The 20,576-nt window shown below is 45.0% G+C and carries 20 protein-coding genes; 19 read left to right on the top strand and 1 reads right to left on the bottom strand.

Annotated features, from left to right (window positions below; genetic code table 11):
* Positions 1-11 precede the first annotated feature (11 nt).
* From VIG27_RS13240 to thiI, 3 genes are all read left to right on the top strand, one after another.
* A complete protein-coding gene (locus VIG27_RS13240; RefSeq protein WP_394522988.1) occupies positions 12-749 on the top strand; it encodes a 16S rRNA (uracil(1498)-N(3))-methyltransferase in 738 nt (245 codons plus the stop codon).
* Between the two features lie 63 nt (positions 750-812).
* Entirely contained in the window at positions 813-1,967 is a 1,155-nt protein-coding gene (locus VIG27_RS13235) for a cysteine desulfurase family protein (RefSeq protein ID WP_394522987.1), read from the top strand.
* Between the two features lie 26 nt (positions 1,968-1,993).
* Entirely contained in the window at positions 1,994-3,172 is a 1,179-nt protein-coding gene (gene thiI / locus VIG27_RS13230; protein WP_394522986.1) for a tRNA uracil 4-sulfurtransferase ThiI, read from the top strand.
* 65 nt (positions 3,173-3,237) lie between these two features.
* Here thiI and VIG27_RS13225 read toward each other — a convergent pair whose 3' ends face one another.
* Positions 3,238-3,471 carry an HPr family phosphocarrier protein gene (locus VIG27_RS13225; protein WP_394522985.1) on the bottom strand — a complete coding sequence of 78 codons (234 nt, stop codon included), beginning with the start codon at positions 3,469-3,471 and terminating at the stop codon, positions 3,238-3,240.
* A 149-nt stretch (positions 3,472-3,620) separates the two neighbouring features.
* Between VIG27_RS13225 and mtaB the strand changes: the two genes are divergently transcribed.
* The 16 genes from mtaB to VIG27_RS13145 all read left to right on the top strand — a co-directional run bounded on the left by mtaB (position 3,621) and on the right by VIG27_RS13145 (position 20,558).
* Complete coding sequence (gene mtaB / locus VIG27_RS13220; protein ID WP_394522984.1) at positions 3,621-4,952, top strand: tRNA (N(6)-L-threonylcarbamoyladenosine(37)-C(2))-methylthiotransferase MtaB; 1,332 nt, start codon at positions 3,621-3,623, stop codon at positions 4,950-4,952.
* 67 nt (positions 4,953-5,019) lie between these two features.
* Positions 5,020-5,280 carry an IreB family regulatory phosphoprotein gene (locus VIG27_RS13215; RefSeq protein ID WP_394522983.1) on the top strand — a complete coding sequence of 87 codons (261 nt, stop codon included), beginning with the start codon at positions 5,020-5,022 and terminating at the stop codon, positions 5,278-5,280.
* Between the two features lie 128 nt (positions 5,281-5,408).
* Positions 5,409-5,843, top strand: a complete 435-nt coding sequence (ruvX, locus tag VIG27_RS13210; protein ID WP_394522982.1) for a Holliday junction resolvase RuvX — start codon at positions 5,409-5,411, stop codon at positions 5,841-5,843.
* A complete protein-coding gene (locus tag VIG27_RS13205) occupies positions 5,840-6,121 on the top strand; it encodes a DUF1292 domain-containing protein (RefSeq protein WP_394522981.1) in 282 nt (93 codons plus the stop codon). Before ruvX ends, VIG27_RS13205 begins: the two co-directional genes overlap by 4 nt.
* Before the next feature lie 423 nt (positions 6,122-6,544).
* On the top strand, positions 6,545-8,197 hold the full coding sequence (locus VIG27_RS13200; protein WP_394527589.1) for a ribonuclease J: 1,653 nt from the start codon (positions 6,545-6,547) through the stop codon (positions 8,195-8,197).
* A 49-nt stretch (positions 8,198-8,246) separates the two neighbouring features.
* A complete protein-coding gene (locus VIG27_RS13195; protein WP_394522980.1) occupies positions 8,247-8,651 on the top strand; it encodes an endolytic transglycosylase MltG in 405 nt (134 codons plus the stop codon).
* On the top strand, positions 8,638-9,279 hold the full coding sequence (locus tag VIG27_RS13190; protein WP_394522979.1) for an O-methyltransferase: 642 nt from the start codon (positions 8,638-8,640) through the stop codon (positions 9,277-9,279). Before VIG27_RS13195 ends, VIG27_RS13190 begins: the two co-directional genes overlap by 14 nt.
* Before the next feature lie 19 nt (positions 9,280-9,298).
* Positions 9,299-10,540 (top strand): peptidase U32 family protein, encoded by a 1,242-nt coding sequence (locus tag VIG27_RS13185; RefSeq protein WP_394522978.1) that lies wholly within the window; start codon positions 9,299-9,301, stop codon positions 10,538-10,540.
* Between the two features lie 183 nt (positions 10,541-10,723).
* Positions 10,724-11,545 carry a YdcF family protein gene (locus tag VIG27_RS13180; protein WP_394522977.1) on the top strand — a complete coding sequence of 274 codons (822 nt, stop codon included), beginning with the start codon at positions 10,724-10,726 and terminating at the stop codon, positions 11,543-11,545.
* Between the two features lie 33 nt (positions 11,546-11,578).
* Positions 11,579-14,503: an insulinase family protein gene (locus tag VIG27_RS13175; RefSeq protein ID WP_394522976.1), complete on the top strand. Its 2,925-nt coding sequence runs from the start codon at positions 11,579-11,581 to the stop codon at positions 14,501-14,503.
* A gap of 17 nt (positions 14,504-14,520) precedes the next feature.
* On the top strand, positions 14,521-15,426 hold the full coding sequence (gene era / locus VIG27_RS13170) for a GTPase Era (protein ID WP_394522975.1): 906 nt from the start codon (positions 14,521-14,523) through the stop codon (positions 15,424-15,426).
* 15 nt (positions 15,427-15,441) lie between these two features.
* Entirely contained in the window at positions 15,442-16,092 is a 651-nt protein-coding gene (recO, locus tag VIG27_RS13165; protein ID WP_394522974.1) for a DNA repair protein RecO, read from the top strand.
* 112 nt (positions 16,093-16,204) lie between these two features.
* Positions 16,205-16,834, top strand: coding sequence for a hypothetical protein (locus VIG27_RS13160; protein ID WP_394522973.1), 630 nt, complete (start codon positions 16,205-16,207; stop codon positions 16,832-16,834).
* Between the two features lie 14 nt (positions 16,835-16,848).
* Positions 16,849-18,237 carry a glycine--tRNA ligase gene (locus VIG27_RS13155; RefSeq protein WP_394522972.1) on the top strand — a complete coding sequence of 463 codons (1,389 nt, stop codon included), beginning with the start codon at positions 16,849-16,851 and terminating at the stop codon, positions 18,235-18,237.
* A gap of 303 nt (positions 18,238-18,540) precedes the next feature.
* The gene (locus VIG27_RS13150) at positions 18,541-19,236 is read left to right on the top strand and encodes a FadR/GntR family transcriptional regulator (RefSeq protein WP_394522971.1); all 696 of its coding nucleotides are present in this window, start codon (positions 18,541-18,543) and stop codon (positions 19,234-19,236) included.
* A gap of 326 nt (positions 19,237-19,562) precedes the next feature.
* Complete coding sequence (locus VIG27_RS13145) at positions 19,563-20,558, top strand: sugar ABC transporter substrate-binding protein (protein WP_394522970.1); 996 nt, start codon at positions 19,563-19,565, stop codon at positions 20,556-20,558.
* Positions 20,559-20,576 lie beyond the last annotated feature (18 nt).

Below are 20,576 nucleotides of genomic sequence, written 5' to 3'. Positions count from 1 at the left end.
AGAGGGATAAGATGTATCACTTTTTTATTCATCAGGACCAGATCGGGGAAGAAAGCATTACAATTACCGGCCCCGATGTCAACCATATAAAGAATGTTCTGCGCATGGGAGCCGGAGAAAAGGTCCTTATCAGCAATGGTGTGGATAAGGATTATTTATGCGAAATCGTATCAGTGACATCCTTGGAAGTGGTTGCCCGGATTCTTTCCGTGGATGAGACAGGAAAGGAACTGCCTGCAAAAATTTACCTGTTTCAGGGACTTCCAAAGAGTGATAAGATGGAATTCATCATTCAGAAAGCCGTGGAGCTTGGAGCTTACCAGATCGTTCCGGTAGAAACCAGACGGACGGTGGTGAAATTAGATAAAAAGAAAGAAGAATCAAAGCTCCGCCGCTGGCGGTCTGTTTCTGAAAGTGCCGCCAAACAGTCCGGAAGGCTGATCGTGCCGGAGGTAACCGGAGTCATGACCTTTGAAAAGGCGCTTGCTTTTTCAAAGGAATTTGATATTACGGTGATCCCGTTTGAACATGCAAAGGGCATGGAGGAAACAAGACAGGTCCTTTCTGCCATAGAGCCTGGAATGAAGGCCGGCATATTTATTGGACCGGAAGGCGGATTTGAAGATTCTGAAATAGAACTTGCGAGAAGCTTTGGTGCCAGACCGATTACTTTGGGAAAGCGGATTTTAAGGACGGAAACAGCCGGACTTTCCGTATTATCAGTGCTGTCATTTTTACTGGAACCTTAGGGATGGCTTTCTGGCAGCAGGAGGAATCCTGCTGGTTTGGAAAAGGAGTGGGATATAACATAGATGGAAGTTTATTTTGACAATTCGGCCACCACACAAGTGCTGGAGCCGGTGAAAGATATGGTTTTAAAGATTATGACGGAGGATTACGGCAATCCTTCTTCCAAGCATAAAAAAGGGATGGAAGCAGAGCGGTATGTCAAAGAGGCGGCAGAAACCATTGCCTGGACTTTAAAAGTTGAACCAAAGGAGATTGTATTTACCTCCGGGGGTTCCGAATCCAATAATATGGCTTTGATTGAAACTGCCATGGCAAACAGACGGGCAGGGAATCACATCATCAGCACTGCCATTGAGCATGCGTCCGTGTATAACCCTCTGGCAATGTTAGAGGAACAGGGGTTTTCGGTTACTTATCTTTCGGTGGATTCCCAGGGACATATTTCTTTGGAAGAGCTGGAAGCGGCCATCCGCCCGGAGACGATCTTAGTTTCAATTATGTATGTAAACAATGAAATCGGTGCAGTGGAACCCATAGAAGCCATTTCAAAGATTATAAAAAAGAAGAATCCTGCCATAATTTTTCATGTGGATGGGATACAGGCCTATGGAAAATTCCTTATCCGCCCAAAGCGCCAGGGAATCGACTTATTGTCGGTCAGCTCTCATAAGATTCATGGACCAAAGGGGGTAGGTTTTTTGTATATCGACCAGAAAGTGAAGATCCGGCCCCTGATCTATGGGGGAGGACAGCAAAGAGGCATGCGTTCCGGTACGGAAAATGTTCCGGGGATCGCAGGTCTTGCCGTTGCCGCTAAAATCATGTACACAGATCACGCAAAAAAGGTTCAGGCTCTTATGGACTTAAAGGATTACATGATCGAGAGCTTGAAAGAGATCGAAGGGGTGACTGTGAACAGTTTTCCCGGTGAATTATCGGCCCCTCAGATTGTAAGCGCCAGCTTTGCCGGTACCCGAAGTGAAGTGCTGCTGCACGCATTGGAAGAAAAGGGGATCTATGTGTCCTCCGGATCGGCCTGTTCCTCCAATCACCCGGCAGTCAGCGGTACATTAAAAGGAATCGGCGTAAAATCAGAACTTCTGGACTCTACACTTCGGTTTAGTTTCGGGATTTTTAATACGAAAGCAGAAGTGGATTACTGTATGGATAAATTAAAAGAAATCCTTCCTGTACTCAGACGGTACCAAAGGGGGTAGGAAGTGTTTGATAGAAAGGACAGCAGATGCAATATAAATCATTTTTAATCAAGTACGCAGAGATCGGCGTAAAAGGAAAGAACCGTTACTTATTTGAAGATGCCCTGGTAACCAATATCCGACATTCCTTAAAGAGGATCGACGGAGATTTTCAGGTATCCAAGGAATCGGGAAGAATCTATGCCACAGCAGAATCCGAATACGATTTTGATGAAGTGGTCGATGCACTAAAACGCATTTTCGGCATTGCGGCAATCTGTCCTATGGTACAGGTGGAAGACAATGGCTATGAAGATTTAAAGAAACAGGTGTTATCCTATGTGGAAGAGTTTTACGAGGAGAAGAATTTCACCTTTAAGGTCAATACACGCAGAGGCAATAAGAGATATCCGGTAAACTCTGAGCAGATCAACCGGGATTTGGGAGAAATCATTCTTCAGGCATTTCCGGATACAAAGGTAGACGTCCATCAGCCGGAAGTGATGCTTCATGTGGAAGTGCGCAGCAAAATCAATATTTATTCCCACGTGATTCCAGGTCCGGGAGGTATGCCGGTTGGGACCAACGGAAAGGCCATGCTTCTTTTATCCGGCGGCATTGACAGCCCGGTTGCAGGTTACATGGTCGCAAAACGCGGAGTTAAGATTGACGCAGTTTACTTTCATGCGCCGCCATACACCAGTGACCGTGCAAAACAGAAGGTGGTGGATTTAGCAAAGCTTGTCTCCAGATATTCCGGTGCCATCCGGCTTCATATCGTGAATTTTACAGACATTCAGCTATACATCTATGACAAATGCCCTCATGAAGAGCTGACCATCATCATGAGACGGTATATGATGAAGATCGCAGAGCGTCTGGCAGAAGATAGCGGTGCCTCCGCACTCATTACAGGGGAAAGCATCGGACAGGTGGCATCTCAGACCATGCAGTCACTGGCAGCCACAGATGATGCAGCCACCATGCCTGTGTTCCGTCCAGTGATTGGGTTTGACAAGCAGGAAATCGTGGACGTAGCAGAAAAAATCGGCACGTATGAGACTTCGGTGCTTCCGTTTGAAGACTGCTGCACCATATTTGTGGCAAAGCACCCGGTAACAAAACCCAGTTTAAAGATGATCAGGCGTTCAGAGGAAAATCTGGCGGAGAAAATTGATGAATTGGTTGAGACGGCCATAAGCACTGTGGAAAAGGTCTGGTGTTAAAGAAAAGAAATAAAAAAGGGGACCGGCATCAAAGGCCGGGCCCCATTTTAAAACCTGATTCCTGATTAATCTACGATATATGGAGATAAAACGCTGATGATTTCATCAACCTCATTCTCGGAATGAATGTTTAAGTCGATGGGCTTGGAAAGATCCAGACTGAAAATACCCATAATCGATTTTGCATCGATCACATATCTGCCGGAAACAAGATCAAAGTCGGTATCAAATTTTGTTAAATCATTTACAAAAGATTTTACTTTATCAATAGAATTTAAAGATATACGAACTGTTTTCATGGGAAAACCTCCTTTATATTAGCTCTTTCATTTATTGAGGGATAGTCCTCTTTTCCCTTCAATACTACTGACATATGATATAAAAGTCAATGGTAATTTTACATGAAAAAAATGCGAATAAACTGATAATTTAGATAGGAGAAAATAAAATGAGAAAGGCAGCCCTGCACAACCTTGGCTGTAAGGTTAATTCATACGAAACAGAGGCCATGCAGCAGCTTCTGGAACGCGCTGGATATGAAATTGTCCCCTTTACAGAAAAGGCGGATGTTTATATTATAAATACATGCTCCGTAACCAATATTGCAGACAGAAAGTCCAGACAGATGCTTCACCGCGCAAAAAACATGAATCCGGAAGCCGTTGTTGTGGCCGCCGGCTGTTATGTACAGGCAGCAGGAGAAGAACTGAAAAAGGATGAAGCTGTGGACCTGGTGATCGGAAACAACAAAAAGACAGAACTGGTACCCATTCTGGAGGATTACTTTGCAGACCGGGAGGAAGAACTGGAAGAAACCATCATTGACATCCGCAGAACCAGGGAATATGAAAGTCTATCCATAGATAAAATAGCGGATCATACGAGAGCCTTTATCAAGGTCCAGGATGGCTGCAACCAGTTTTGCAGCTACTGCATTATTCCGTATACCAGAGGCCAGGTGCGCAGCCGCAGACCGGAAGAGGTGGCAGAAGAGATTAAGCGTCTGATCGGCTCCGGCTTTCAGGAGGTGGTGCTGACCGGCATCCATTTAAGCTCATATGGAAAGGATTTTGCGGAGGAAGAACGTCTGACCCTTCTGGATCTGATCGTTAAAATCCATGACATTGAAGGGTTGAAACGAATCCGTCTGGGTTCTCTGGAGCCGAGGATTGTGACGGAAGAGTTTGCGGCAGCCCTGTCTTCCCTTGATAAGATTTGTCCGCATTTCCACTTGTCCTTACAAAGTGGATGTGACAGCACCTTAAAGCGGATGAATCGCTGTTACACCGCAGAAGAGTATTTCAACTGCTGCAAAATCCTTAGAAAAGCATTTCCTAATCCGGCCATTACCACAGACGTTATTGTTGGATTTCCAGGGGAGACGGAAGAAGAATTTTTGGTCACCAGGGAATATCTGGAAAAGGTGCGTTTTTATGAAATGCATGTGTTTAAATATTCCAGAAGAAACGGGACCAGGGCGGCACAGATGACGGATCAGATACCGGAATCTGTAAAATCGGTTCGAAGCAATGAACTTTTAAAACTGGAAAAAGAGATGTCGCTGGCATACCGGAAGTCCTGCACAGGCAGCAGGGCCCAGGTTCTGATGGAGGAAGCCTATGAGTGGGATGGAACCACCTATATGATCGGTCATACCAGAGAATATGTAAAAGCAGTGGTCCCTTATGAAGAAGGTCTGAAAGGGAAAATCGTGGAAGGAATCCTTGGGGAAATGCTCAACGATGAGATCATGTTTTTAAACCTTAACGGACAAAAATAATTTTTATCTTGCCGAATCCATGATTATGGTTTAAAATATAGGAGAACAGTTAAAGGACGTGAGAAACATGGGCGATATTCATAACACACAATTTTTCAAAGCGGTGCAGGAAAATAAAATGGACGTAAGCCAGGTACTGGAACAGGTTTATATTGCCCTCACAGAGAAGGGCTATAATCCCATCAACCAGATCGTGGGTTATATTATGTCAGGAGATCCAACCTATATTACCAGCCATAAGAACGCCAGAAGTCTTATCATGAAAGTAGAACGGGACGAGATTCTGGAGGAACTGATGCGGGTATACATTGATACGATGTTAAAGTAACGACGTGGATAATCTTAAGTCTAGCTGTCAGATGAAGTGGAACAGGCGGATTCTGGCAGTTTGTTTTTATACAGTTGGCTGCGCACCAGCTTCATTTTGTTGCATAAATTTGACGTGGAGAGTAAAATATGAGAATCATGGGACTGGATTTTGGTTCTAGAACTGTAGGCGTTGCAGTTTCTGATCTGTTGGGTATAACTGCCCAGGGTGTGGAGACAATTACGAGAGAAGAAGAGAATAAACTGAGAAAAACCTGTGCCCGGATCGAAGAGCTGATTCGGGAATTTGAGATTGAAACCATAGTTTTGGGATATCCTAAGAATATGAATAACACGGTAGGTGACCGGGCAGAAAAGACGGAGCAGTTTAAAGAGATGCTTACAAGGCGGACCGGGCTTCCTGTTATCCTTTGGGATGAGAGGCTGACTACCGTAGCATCGGAACGGATTTTAATGGAAAGCGGAGTAAGGCGGGAAAACAGAAAAGCGGTCATTGATAAGGTGGCAGCAGGACTGATTCTGCAAGGCTATTTAGACAGCTTAAAAACAGGAGATAAGGAATGAACAGCGAAGAAAAGAAAATCACCCTGGAAACCGATTCAGGGGAATCTGTAGATTTTTTTGTTCTGGAAGAGACCAGAATTAATGGCGTGAATTATCTGCTTGTAACCGATGCGGCAGATGATGACGAAGAAGGAGAATGTTACATCTTAAAGGATTTGTCAAAGCGGGAAGAATCCGATGCTTTGTATGAGTTTGTAGAGGATGATAACGAGATAGATTATTTATTTAAAATATTTTCCGAGCTGCTTGACGGAGCGGATGTAGATATTGAAAAATGATGGTGCGTACTTAAAAAGCCTTATATAGAACAGCGAGGTCTGACTGCGGAGCAGATGTATGAGCTGGACTGCAGCAGAATCCGGAGACCGGACTTGCCGTAAGTGACAGGAGTGTGCAGGTGCTGGCGGATAAATCAGCCATTCATAAGGTTTTTTTGACGATGGGGTTGCCCGCTGTAAACTGGGGGCTTGGATCGTGAGTCCGGACATCATCATCATGCAATTTGCAGCCGATGCGGAAACGTATTTTTTCCAAGGCGACTTGCCAGATACTCTGGAGCAGGCACTTCTTGATTTGCCGTGATTTTTAGAAGCGGCTCGTGAAGCAAAGCTCTACGGGTATTCCATGAATGCCGGGAGACAATGGAGATAGAACAGAGCGGAAAATGATAAAATGGAGGTAAAAGATTGAAAAAACAAGACATGAATGCGAAAGTTAAAATCATTCCCTTAGGCGGAATGGAGCAGATTGGTATGAATATCACTGCTTTTGAATGCGAAGACAGCATCATTGTTGTAGACTGCGGACTTGCATTTCCTACCGATGACATGCTGGGAATCGACCTGGTGATACCGGATGTTTCCTATTTGAAACAGAATATTGAAAAGGTGAAGGGCTTTGTGATCACCCACGGACATGAGGATCACATCGGTGCCCTCCCTTATATTTTAAAGGAAATCAATGTTCCGGTATACGGTACAAAGCTGACCATTGGTCTCATTGAGAATAAGTTAAAAGAACATAACCTTTTAAAGAACACGAAGAGAAAGGTGATCAAGCACGGACAGTCAATCAACTTAGGCTGCTTCCGTATTGAATTCATCAAGACCAATCACAGCATTGCAGATGCTTCTGCACTGGCGATCTTCTCTCCGGCTGGCGTGATTCTCCATACCGGTGACTTTAAGATTGATTATACCCCCGTATTTGGGGAAATCGCAGATCTTGAGCGTTTTGCAGAGCTTGGCAAGAAAGGGGTTTTGGCCCTTTTGTGCGACAGCACCAATGCGGTAAGGCCCGGGTTTACGCCTTCGGAGAAGACCGTAGGAAAAGCATTTGACAATATATTTGCAGATCATAAGAGCAACCGTATTATCGTTGCCACCTTTGCGTCTAACGTGGACCGGGTGCAGCAGGTCATCAACTCTGCGGCAAAATACGGACGTAAGGTCGTGGTAGAGGGGCGTAGTATGGTCAATGTCATTGGTACAGCCAGTGAGCTTGGCTATATTAACATTCCGGAAGGAACGCTGATTGATATCGACCAGCTTAAGAATTATCCTGATGAGCAGACCGTTCTTATTACAACAGGAAGCCAGGGAGAATCCATGGCAGCGCTTTCCCGTATGGCAAGCAGCACCCATAAAAAGATATCCATCAAGCCAAACGATGTGATTATATTGAGCTCCAACCCGATTCCAGGCAATGAAAAGGCCGTTTCCAAGGTGGTGAATGAGCTTTCTATGAAGGGAGCTGAGGTAATCTGTGAGGATACCCATGTATCTGGACATGCGTGCCAGGAGGAGATCAAGCTGATGTATGCCCTGGTCCGCCCCAAGTATTCCATCCCTGTTCACGGAGAATACAGGCATTTGATGGCTCAGAAAAATCTGGTCCAGGCCATGGGAACACCGAAGGAAAATATTATCATTATGTCTTCCGGTGACGTGGTGGAATTAAGCCAGGAATCCTGTAAGATCGTTGACCATGTGCAGGCGGGAGCGATCCTTGTGGATGGTCTGGGTGTTGGAGACGTTGGAAATATTGTATTGAGAGACAGACAGAATCTTGCACAGAACGGAATCATTGTAGTGGTTCTGACACTGGAGAAATACTCCAACCAGCTTTTGGCCGGACCGGATATTGTATCCAGAGGTTTTGTTTATGTAAGGGAATCCGAAGATTTAATGGAGGAAGCAAGAGGAATCGTCAATGATGCTGTCCAGGACTGTCTGGACCGTCATATTAATGACTGGGGCAAAATAAAGAACATCATCAGAGACAGTTTAAGTGACTTCCTGTGGAAGAGAATGAAGCGCAATCCGATGATTCTTCCCATTATTATGGAAGTGTAGGAATAAGCGAAGAATAACCGTGCCTTTACCATGAAAGGAATGGAAATTTATGAGCCGGACAACAAAAGAGATCAATAAAATAACAGGAGCGATTATTGCCCTGTCCATAAGGCTGATCGTTTTTGCCCTAATGATCCTCTTCCTTTATGAAGGAATTACAAGGGGCTATGAGTTCGGCCACGAAATTTTCTATGCATCAGCCGTGGAAGAGGAGCCTGGACAGGATAAGAATATTACCATAGACAAGGGCACTTCCGTTGCTGGTGTGGCAAAACTTTTAAAGGACAAGGGCCTGATTGCAAACGAATATTCCTTTATCATACAGGCGAAGTTTTTTAATTATAAGATCAATCCGGGAAGCTATACGTTAAACACTTCCATGACCTCCAGGGATATTCTTCAGATGATGAATGAGAATACAGAGGAAGAGGAAGAAAAGAATGATCGTCAATGACCGAATTACCGATTATATCAGATCTTTGGAACCGGAGGAATCCCCTCTGATCCATGAGATCGGTAAAAAAGCGAGGCAGAATGGAGTCCCTGTCATAAGAGAGGAGACGGCTGCCTTCTTAAAGACCATGACAGCAGCCATGAATCCAAAAGCCATCTTAGAGGTAGGAACCGCAGTCGGATATTCTACCCTTTTGATGGCGGAGGTCATGGCTTTCGACTGCCATATCACAACCATAGAAAAATATGAAAAAAGAATACCGGAAGCCAGAAGCAATTTTGAAAAGGCGGGGGAAACGAAACGCATTACCTTATTGGAAGGAGATGCAGAGGAACTGTTAAAGGGGCTTACCGGCCCCTTTGACCTTGTCTTTATGGATGCGGCCAAGGGGCAGTATCTGGCCTGGCTTCCGAGAATTTTAGAATTGATGAGAACCGGTGGTATGCTCATTTCGGACAATGTTCTTCAGGAAGGGGACATCGTGGAATCCCGTTATGCGGTGGAACGCCGAAACCGTACCATTCACGGGCGGATGCGGGAATATTTATACGAATTGAAGCATTCTCCGCTTCTAACCACCACCATCGTTCCCATCGGTGACGGAATTACTGTTAGCATAAAAAAGTAAAACACGAGAGAGGAGTTTCATGAGAAAGACGGAACTTTTGGTCCCGGCAGGCAGCTTAGACGTATTAAAGACCGCAGTGGTTTACGGCGCCGACGCTGTTTACCTGGGAGGAGAAGCCTTTGGACTCCGTGCCAAGGCCAAGAATTTTACACAGGATGAAATCCGCGAGGGCATTGCGTTTGCCCACGAACGCGGAGTAAAGGTATATATTACAGCCAACATTCTGGCACATAATGATGACCTTCCGGGAGTGGAGGAATATTTTAAAGAATTAAAGGATATCAATCCGGATGCCCTGATCATATCCGATCCGGGTGTTTTTGCCATTGCAAAGCGCATCATTCCGGATATGGAGATCCATATCAGCACCCAGGCCAATAATACCAACTACGGAACTTATCTGTTCTGGTATCAGCTTGGGGCCAAGCGTGTGGTTACTGCCAGAGAGCTTTCTCTTGCGGAGATCAAGGAAATCCGCAGCCGGATTCCGGAGGATATGGAGATTGAAAGCTTTATGCATGGAGCTATGTGCATTTCCTATTCCGGCCGGTGTCTGCTCAGTAATTTTATGGCAGGAAGAGATGCAAACCAGGGCGCCTGCACCCACCCATGCCGCTGGAAATATTCCATTGTGGAGGAACAGCGTCCCGGAGAATATATGCCGGTTTATGAAAATGAACGGGGTACTTATATCTTTAATTCCAAGGATCTCTGCATGATCGAACACATTCCGGAGATGATTGATGCCGGGATCGACAGCTTTAAGATCGAAGGCCGTATGAAGACTGCCTTGTATGTGGCGACTGTGGCAAGGACTTACCGGAAAGCCATTGAAGATTATAAAAAAGATCCCAGGCTCTATGAAGAGAATATGGACTGGTATCGTTCTGAGATCGGCAAATGTACCTATCGGGAGTTTACCACCGGATTTTATTTTGGCAAGGCAGATTCCAGCACACAGATCTATGACAGCAATACCTATGTGAAAAATTACACTTATATCGGAACCATTGAATCCATTGATGAAAGAGGCTATGCCCGGATCGAGCAGAAGAACAAATTCAGCGTAGGAGAGACCATCGAGGTCATGAAGCCGGACGGCAGGAATATCGAAGCCGTAGTAAAGGCGATCTATAATGAAGAGGGTGTTCCTCAGGAAAGTGCTCCTCATGCCAGACAGATCATCTACGTGGATTTGGGGGTGGATATGAAGCAGTATGACATTCTGCGCCGAAGTGAGATGGACGAAGAGAAAGAATAATCCCAAAAGCCAGGTAGACAACAACGTTTGATCATTGTCTTATCTGGCTTTTTCGTTTGCCAATGCCTGACAGCAGTATTTTTTGTGGCGGTTGTAGAAATGGCGTCTTTGTGGTATGCTATAAAGGTATTTTACCCAGAAATTACCTGGATTTAGAACGTGCAGAACGGAGGGCTTCCTATTATGTGGATTTTATGGCTGATCGCTGCGTTATGTGTGATCTATTATGTCATAATTGCTGTTTATTCCGGATTAACGACTTCCTTTTCGGTTATCTGGCTGGTGTTTGCGGCTGTTTGTGTATTATTTGGTATTGGCTGGGATGCCTATATGCGGCATAAGGACAAAGTTCCTTTATGGCTGCCGGTGTCGGTGGTGACCGTTTGCTGTACCGCGGTTCTTGTATTTACCGTAGTGGAAATTTTGGTATTTACGGGAGTGACTGTCCGTGATACATCAAGACTCGACTATGTGATCGTATTGGGAGCCAGAGTCAAAGAGACCGGAATCAGCAAATCATTAAAAAAACGTCTGGATAAAGCCATGGAATACCTGGATGAAAATCCCGGAACCATTCTGGTTCTTTCCGGAGCACAAGGAGACGATGAGCCGGTCAGTGAGGCAGAGGCGATGAGAGACTACCTGGTATTTAACGGCGTGAGAGAAGAACAGCTGATTTTGGAGATGCGTTCTCACAGTACGGTAGAAAACATAGCATACAGCCGTGTGGCCATCGAAGAGGATCAGGAGAAAAAGAAGGCAAGGAATCAGAAAAATCCCGTTTTCATGGATCCCGGCACTTTTGAACTGGTTCCGGATAAACCGATTAAGATCGGAGTATTGACCAGTGATTTTCATGTATTCCGCGCCCAGCAGATTGCAAAAAAATGGGGGATTCCCGATATTTACGGGATTTCCTGCGAATCGGACCCCATTCTTTTTGTGCACTTTTGCGTAAGAGAGTGTGCTGCAATATTAAAAGACAAATTAGTGGGCAATATGTAAATAATACTGTTTTGCAGGAGGAATAAACAAAGAATGAATAAATTAAATAACCTGGCAGCCTATGAGGTTGTCGAAGAGAAAGAAATTAAGGAAATTCAAGCTACGGGCCGCGTGCTCCGTCACAAAAAAAGCGGAGCAAGAATCTTTGCCGTATCCTGTGACGACGATAACAAGGTGTTTTCCATCGGATTCCGTACTCCGCCCGCGGACAGTACCGGAGTGGCACACATACTGGAACACAGTGTGCTTTGCGGGTCGGATAAGTTTCCTTTAAAGGATCCGTTTGTGGAATTGGTAAAAGGTTCTTTGAATACCTTTCTAAACGCCATGACTTACCCGGATAAGACCGTGTATCCGGTGGCCAGCTGCAATGAAAAGGATTTTCAGAATTTAATGAACGTTTATATGGATGCGGTGCTGCATCCGAACATTTACAGGGAACCAAAGATATTTATGCAGGAAGGCTGGCATTATGAGCTGGAAAACCCGGAAGCAGATCTGATTTACAACGGTGTTGTATACAATGAGATGAAAGGGGCTTTTTCTTCTCCGGAGGAAGTGCTTGACCGCTTTACCAGAAAGGTCCTGTTTCCGGACAGCTGTTATGGACAGGAGTCCGGAGGTGATCCTGCATTTATTCCGGATCTTACCTATGAAGATTTTTTGGATTTCCATAGAAAATATTATCACCCCTCCAACAGCTATATTTATCTTTACGGCGATATGGATATGGCAGAGAAGCTTACCTGGCTGGATGAGGAATATTTAAGCCATTATGACGAAATTTCCATTGATTCCAGGATCAAAAGCCAGAAACCGTTTGAAAAACCGGTGGAAGCGGAGACTTATTATTCCATCACGGAAGGCGAGTCGGAAGAGAATGCCACATATCTATCCATCAATACGGTTACGGGCAACAACTTAGATCCAAAGCATTACGTGGCATTCCAGATCTTAGAGTACACGCTGCTTGATGCGCCGGGTGCACCGTTAAAGCAGGCGCTGATTGATGCAGGAATCGGACAGGATATCCTGGGGGGCTATGACAGCGGGATTTTACAGCCTTATTTCTCTGTTATTGCAAAGAATGCCAATCCGGATCAAAAGGGAGAATTCCTTGCTGTGGTAAAAGGTACGTTAAGAAAGCTTGCAGATGAAGGGATTAACCGGAAAAGCTTAAAAGCAGGAATGAATTATTATGAATTCCGTTACCGGGAAGCAGATTACGGCTCAGCCCCCAAAGGACTGATGTACGGCCTTCAGTGTTTGGACAGCTGGCTCTATGACGGAGACCCGATGACACATCTGGAATATCAGGAAACCTTTGATTATTTGAAAAAAGTGGTGGATGACGGATATTTTGAACAGCTCATCCGGGAATATCTTCTGGATAATCCGTTTGAGGCAGTGATCACCGTAAGCCCCAAAAAGAACTTGACCGCAGAGGAAGACGAAAAGACAGCCGGAAAACTGGCGGCCTACAAAGCTTCGCTTTCCGAATCTGAGATCAGGCATTTGGTGGAACAGACCCATGCTCTCAGGGAATATCAGGAATCACCGTCTCCCCAGAAGGATTTGGAAAAGATCCCCATGCTTCGCAGAGAGGATATCAGCAGGGAACCCGAAGAAATCATCTGGGCAGAAAAAGAGGCTCACGGGATCAAGGTCATTCACCATGACATGTTTACCTCCGGCATAGGTTATTTAAAGGTCCTGTTTGATACTTCCGCGGTGCCCGTGGAGGATCTGCCTTATGTTGGATTTTTAAAATCCCTGCTTGGCTATGTGAATACGGAAAATTTCTCATATGGAGACTTGACCAGTGAGATTCATTTAAACAGCGGAGGCGTGAGCTTCAGTGTGACCTCTTACCCGGATCTAGTCAACAAGGGAGCGTTTAAGGGATTCTTTGTGGCCAGCGCAAGAGTGCTTTATGATAAGCTGGAATTCGGTTTTTCCATTCTTGCGGAAATTCTGACCCGTTCCATTCTGGATGATGAAAAGCGGGTGGGAGAAGTGATCAGTGAAACAAGGTCCAGGGCAAGGATGAAGCTGGAAGGAGCCTGCCATTCCGCAGCGGTTGCAAGAGCCACCTCCTATTTTTCCGCCACCGCCGCTTACAATGATTTGACCGGAGGAATCGGATATTATGAATTTCTTGAGAAGCTGGAAAAAGAATATGCGTCCGACAAACAGGCTATTATTGCACGTTTTAAATCCGTCATGGAGAAGCTTTTCACCACCGGCAATATGCTTGTCAGCTATACGGCAGATGAAGAAGGGTACAAGCTTCTTCCTGATGCCATGAAAAAGCTGACCGAGGTACTGCCAGGGGGAACAGAAAAACGCTATCCGTTTATCTTTCCGGCCGGCAACAGAAACGAAGGCTTTGCCACGGCGTCTCAGGTCAATTATGTAGCCAGATGCGGCTCATTTTTGGGAAGCGGGGAGGAATATACCGGCGCCCTTAAAATCTTAAAGGTGATTCTAAGCTATGATTATCTTTGGATCAATTTAAGAGTCAAAGGCGGGGCATACGGCTGTATGAGCGGTTTCGGCCGATCCGGGGAAGGTTATTTTGCTTCCTACCGGGACCCGAATTTAAAGGAGACCAATCAGGTCTATGAAGGGGTCGTGGATTATCTGGAGAACTTCCAGGTAGAGGACCGCGACATGACCAAATATGTCATTGGTACCATCAGTGAAATGGACGTTCCATATCCCCCTTCTACCAGAGGCAACAGGGGCCTTTCTGCCTATTTGTCCGGAGTGGACCAGGAGATGATGGCAAAGGAGCGGGAAGAAGTATTAAATGCCACACAGGAAGACATCCGCAAACTGGCACCTCTTGTAAAAGCAGTTCTTGCCACAGGAAGTCTCTGTGTGATCGGTAATGAAGACAGAATCGCAGCGGATAAGGATCTCTTTGGAGAGACGAAGAACTTATTCCACTCATAACACGAAGGAGAACCTATATGGAAACAAACTATAAATCAGGCTTTGTTACCCTGATTGGACGGCCCAATGTTGGAAAGTCCACCCTGATGAACCGCTTAATCGGCCAGAAGATCGCCATTACTTCCGATAAGCCCCAGACCACGAGAAACCGGATTCAGACGGTATATACCGATGACAGGGGACAGATTATATTTCTGGACACCCCTGGGATTCACAAGGCCAAGAATAAGCTTGGGGAATATATGGTAAGTGTGGCGGAACACACGTTAAAGGAAGTGGATGTGGTCTTGTGGCTGGTGGAACCCACCACCTACATCGGGGCAGGAGAGCAGCATATTGCAGAGCAGCTTCGTTCCGTAAAGACACCTGTGATTCTTGTCATCAACAAAATTGATACGGTGAAAAACCAGGAGGACATCCTGACCTTTATCAATACCTATAAGGATATCTGCCCGTTTGCAGAGATCGTGCCGGTATCCGCATTAAAGGATAAAAATACAGACTTAATGCTGGAACTGATTTATAAATATCTTCCATACGGACCCCAGTACTACGACGAAGATACCGTGACGGACCAGCCCATGCGTCAGATTTCCGCCGAACTGATCAGGGAGAAAGCCCTCCGTCTGTTAAAGGATGAGATCCCTCATGGAATAGCTGTGACCGTGGAAAAGATGAAGGAACGGGAAAATGGTATCATTGATCTGGAAGCAAATATTATCTGTGAACGGGAATCCCACAAGGGAATCATCATCGGAAAAGGCGGAGCCATGCTGAAACGGATCGGCAGCTCTGCCCGCAGAGAGATCGAGGATCTGCTGGATACTAAGGTTAATTTACAGCTTTGGGTAAAAGTCCGTAAGGAATGGCGGGACAGCGATCTGTATATGAAAAATTATGGATATAATCAAAAAGATATCTAAAAGCGGTGAGAGCAATTGAGGGAAGTTGAAAAGCTGACAGGGATGGTGATCAAAGCATCCCCTGTGGGAGAAATGGATAAGCGCCTTGTGTTACTTACCAGGGAAAGAGGAAAGATTACAGCATTTGCCAGAGGAGCAAGAAGGCCGGGCAGCCAGCTGATGGGAGCCAGCCGCCCCTTTGCCTTTGGACTGTTTTATCTGTACGAAGGCAGGAATTCCTATACCTTGCAGTCGGCGGAAATTACCAATTATTTTGAGGACCTGGCTCTGGATATGGAGGCGGCCTGTTACGGCTCCTACTTTCTGGAGCTGGCCGATTATTATTCCCGGGAGAATGAGAACGGAACCGGGCTTTTAAAGCTTTTATACCAATCGGTTCGGGCCTTATTAAAACCGTCACTGAAAAATGAGCTGGTTCAAAGAGTTTTTGAATTAAAGTCCATGGTAATCAACGGCGAATATACGGAGTCTCCACCCCGTCCGGTCAGTGATTCTGCCAATTATGCATGGGAGTATGTGATCGCTTCTCCGGTAGAGCATCTTTATACCTTTACCTTAACAGATCCGGTATTGGAGGAGTTCGGGCGTTGTGTGGAAATCAATAAAAAACGTTATGTAGACCGGGAATTTCATTCTCTGGAGATTTTACAGACCATGAGACAGTAAAGTATTGAAATGACAGAAGGCATTTGGTATAATCCACGTATGCGAGGAGCAGTGCGGAGGAATTCTTTGGATTCCCCCTCCACACCGCGGATTCAATGCAGGAGGAAAATGAATGAAGAAAAGGAAAGCGGTTCTGGCGGCAGTGATTGCTGCAGGAATGCTGACGGGTTGTCTGGGAAGATCCGGCAGCAACGCCCTGAATGCGGAGAGCAGCAGAATTTTTGTAACGGGAGACGGTGTCCTACAAACGGCGACCGTCGAGACATATGCAGAAAAGGATTACTACAATGCAGAAGAGCTGAAAGCATATCTGGAGGAAGCAGCTCTGGCCTATAACAAAGCGCATGGAGAAGGAGCCGTTACACTTGATTCCTGCAGCATGGAAAAAGGGACTGCCCGGATGATATTTAACTATAAGTCCGGCGATGACTTATCCGGCTTTGCTTATGAGTATGAGGATAAGGACAATCAGGTGGATTCTATTTCAGTCCATGCTTTTTCTGAAATATTAGGACAGAGCGAGGCAGAGGGTATTTCATTTTTAAAAGCTTCGGACGGAAAGCCGGCGGAAAAAAAGGAACTGTCCCATAGGGAGCAGAGCCATGCCGTTGTGGTAGAATCGAAACATCCCGTAACCATACAGACAGAAGGTAAGCTATTATTTGTTTCGGATAACGTTGTCATAAAAGATCAGAATACGGTGCAGACAGCAGAGGGAAAAAGTTACATTATTTTTAAATAAGAGAGGTTAAGATCATGGAAAAGACAATGGAAAAGATTGTAGGACTTGCAAAATCAAGAGGATTCGTTTATCCGGGTTCTGAGATTTACGGCGGTCTTGCCAATACATGGGATTACGGAAACTTGGGCGTTGAGCTTAAGAACAACGTAAAAAAAGCATGGTGGCAGAAATTTATTCAGGAGAGTCCTTATAATGTGGGAGTGGACTGCGCAATTTTAATGAATTCCCAGACCTGGATCGCATCCGGTCATTTAGGGGGATTTTCAGACCCTCTGATGGACTGCAAGGCCTGCAAGGAGCGTTTCCGTGCGGATAAGATCATTGAAGATTATATGGCAGAGAATGGCATCACCATCGAAGGCTCTGTGGATGCATGGTCACAGGAAGAGATGAAGAACTATATTGATGAGAAGAATATCTGCTGTCCAAGCTGCGGCAAGCATGATTTCACCGACATCCGCCAGTTCAACTTAATGTTCAAAACCTTTCAGGGCGTAACCGAAGACGCCAAGAATACTGTATACTTAAGACCTGAGACTGCTCAGGGTATTTTTGTTAATTTTAAAAATGTTCAGAGGACCTCCAGGAAGAAGATTCCGTTTGGGATCGGCCAGGTCGGAAAATCCTTCCGTAACGAGATCACACCTGGAAACTTCACCTTCCGTACCAGAGAATTTGAGCAGATGGAACTGGAGTTCTTCTGTGAGCCGGATACGGATCTGGAGTGGTTTGCATATTGGAAGGACTACTGCATTACCTGGTTAAAGAACCTTGGCATCAAGGAGGAGGAGATGCGTGTCAGGGATCATGAGAAGGAGGAACTTTCCTTTTACAGCAAGGCCACCTCAGACATTGAGTTCCTGTTCCCCTTCGGCTGGGGAGAATTATGGGGAATTGCGGACAGAACTGATTACGATTTAAAACAGCACCAGACCACCTCCGGTCAGGACCTGACTTATTTCGATGATGAAAAGAAAGAACGCTATATTCCATATGTCATTGAGCCATCCCTTGGGGCTGACCGAGTGACCCTTGCGTTCCTTTGTGCCGCTTATGATGAAGAGGAGATCGCAGAGGGGGATGTGCGTACCGTACTTCATTTCCACCCGGCTATCGCACCGGTTAAGATCGGTGTGCTTCCCCTTTCCAAGAAGCTGAACGAGGGAGCAGAAAAGGTATTTGCGGAATTGTGCAAGCACTACAACTGTGAGTTTGATGACAGAGGAAACATCGGTAAGCGATACAGAAGACAGGATGAGATTGGTACTCCCTTCTGTATTACCTATGATTTTGATTCAGAGGAAGATCATGCAGTAACCGTCCGTGACCGTGATACCATGGAGCAGGTAAGGGTTCCGATTGCAGAACTGAAAACTTATTTTGAAGATAAATTTAATTTTTAAGAACAAAAAAGGTGTAGCTTGGGCATGGATGGCCTTATTTCTACACCTTTTTTTTCTTCCTTAGAGCATGATAGTTTTGCAGCAGATAGTGGGAAAATATGATAATAGAAGGGCTGCATAATTGGGAGATTCTCCCGGTTGGCAGCTCTCTTTCTACGGTTCTTAATTGGAAAAATTGTCCGATGTGTTACACAAAAATTAGAAAATAAATGATTTTGTTGCAGTTTTTTTGAAATGTGTTACAATGATTGTATGACGTCGTTTGGATTTACGAAGGATATAAAGGAAGAGGGAGCGAATAACATGACAGAGGTATCCAGAATACCGATCGTGCAGCAGGTAGTAAATAGTATGAAAGACTTCATTGCAGCCGATGGAATAGAAGTCGGTGAAAAATTACCTACAGAAAAAGAATGGTGCGAGAAACTCTCGGTAGGACGCGGCACTGTCAGGGAGGCATTCCGTATTCTTGAGGCCAGGGGACTGGTTGAAATCAAGCCTGGACGCGGAGCGTTTCTGGTTAGCAAAAAGGAGCTTGGCCAGGAAGAGCTGGCAGAATGGTTTTTAAAAAATGAAGTGGAATTAATGGATTATATAGAAGTACGAAGTGCAATAGAGCCTTTATGTGCCAGATTGATCGCGAAACGTGCCACGGATGCAGAGCTGGAGCAGATTGAGCGGACTCATATGCGGTTTAAACGTGCGGTAGAGGAAGAGGATTTTGCCGGCATGGCAAAGTACGATGAAAGACTTCACCGCCAGATCGTAGAAGCGAGCAGGAATAAAATGATGATTTTTATCAGTAAGAAAATAGATGAGTGCATACGTGATTTCCGTTTAAAAACATTTCAGGTTCCGCAGAATGCCCGCAATGCCATCAAAGCCCATCAGGACATCATTGATGCTTTAAAGGCGCGGGATGAGGAGGTGGCAGAGCTGTATGCCAAAAGACATATTTCTCTCATTAATACGGATTTGAATGTAATTATCAGGCGGTAGAAAGTATGGATTAAATAAAAAATAAATAGCAAACAGAAGCAGTTTTAAGAACCAAAAGCCGGATTATCAAGGCTTTTTGGTTCTTTTTTTTGTTCTTTAAAAAAGTTGTGTTGTATAATGTGCATAAATTTAAAAATCCTATTGACAAATTTTAAGTAAAGATGTATCATGAGGATGCTAATATTGTATGACAACATACAAAAATACAAACCCGGGAACGTATTAAAGAATGATATCATACAATATTGCTGGCATTTGTTACAAAAATAGGGGATAAAAGCAGAATATATGATAAGAATTCAAATGTTGAGAGGTGGATTACTATTATGAGAAAAGTTACAGCGATCGTCTTATCCGTTATGATGGCATTATCTTTATCTGCTTGTGGTTCTGCAGAGAAGGAAACTACAAGCACAGGCAGCGCAGAAACAACTGCAGCAGCGAAAGAAACAACGAAAGCCGCAGGCACAGAAGCACCTGCAAAACCAATTAAGATTGGTGTATCTGCACCGGATTTAACCAATGTATTTTTCATTCAGATCAAAGAAGCGATGCAGGCTGCTTTAACAGGACCAGATGATGAACTGATTATACAGGACGCTGCCGGTGATCAGAACAAACAGATGAACGACGTTGCCGATATGATCAACCAGGGAGTAGATGTAATCTGTATCTCTGCAATCAACTCTGAAGGTGTACGTGCGACACTGGAAGCTTGTAAAGAAGCCGGTATTCCGGTAATTGCTTTCAATACCGCGGTAAAGAATCCAGAGCTGGTTCAGTGTACGGTTGTTTCCGATAACAAGGAAGCTGGAAAGCTTTGTGCAGCTGCTCTTGCAGAAGCCCTTGGCGGAAAAGGAAAGGTTGTCGAGATTACTTATAGTATCACAGAAGTTTGCTATGACCGTCAGATCGGTTTTGAAGAAGAATTAAAGAAATACCCTGACATTGAGATCATTCAGACAAAGGACGTGGAAAAGCCTAAATCCGATTATTCTCAGCCGATCATGGTTGATTTTCTTAATGCAAACCCAGTAATCGACGGTGTTTTCACCATTAACGATCCAACTGCCCGAGGCGCAATTGCAGCACTGAAGGAAGCTGGAAGATTAGAAGATACAAAAGTCGTTTCAATTGATGGTTCCGACGAGGGAAAAGGCTTCATCCGTTCCGGTGAAATGGTAGCTTCTGCCGCACAGGATCCTGCAGGAATCGGAACCACTTGTATTGAAACTGCATACAGACTGCTGTCAGGCCAGACCATTGAGGAGAAGGTAGTAGTACCAATGTCTATCATTACCAAAGAGAATGTAGATCAGTAATCCGTAAAATGTTGACTT

The sequence above is a fragment of the Lacrimispora sinapis genome (assembly GCF_043633585.1).
Lineage (GTDB): Bacteria > Bacillota > Clostridia > Lachnospirales > Lachnospiraceae > Lacrimispora > Lacrimispora sinapis.
The sequence above is the reverse complement of the archived record's forward strand: the minus strand, read 5'-3'. Positions and strand labels throughout refer to the sequence as shown.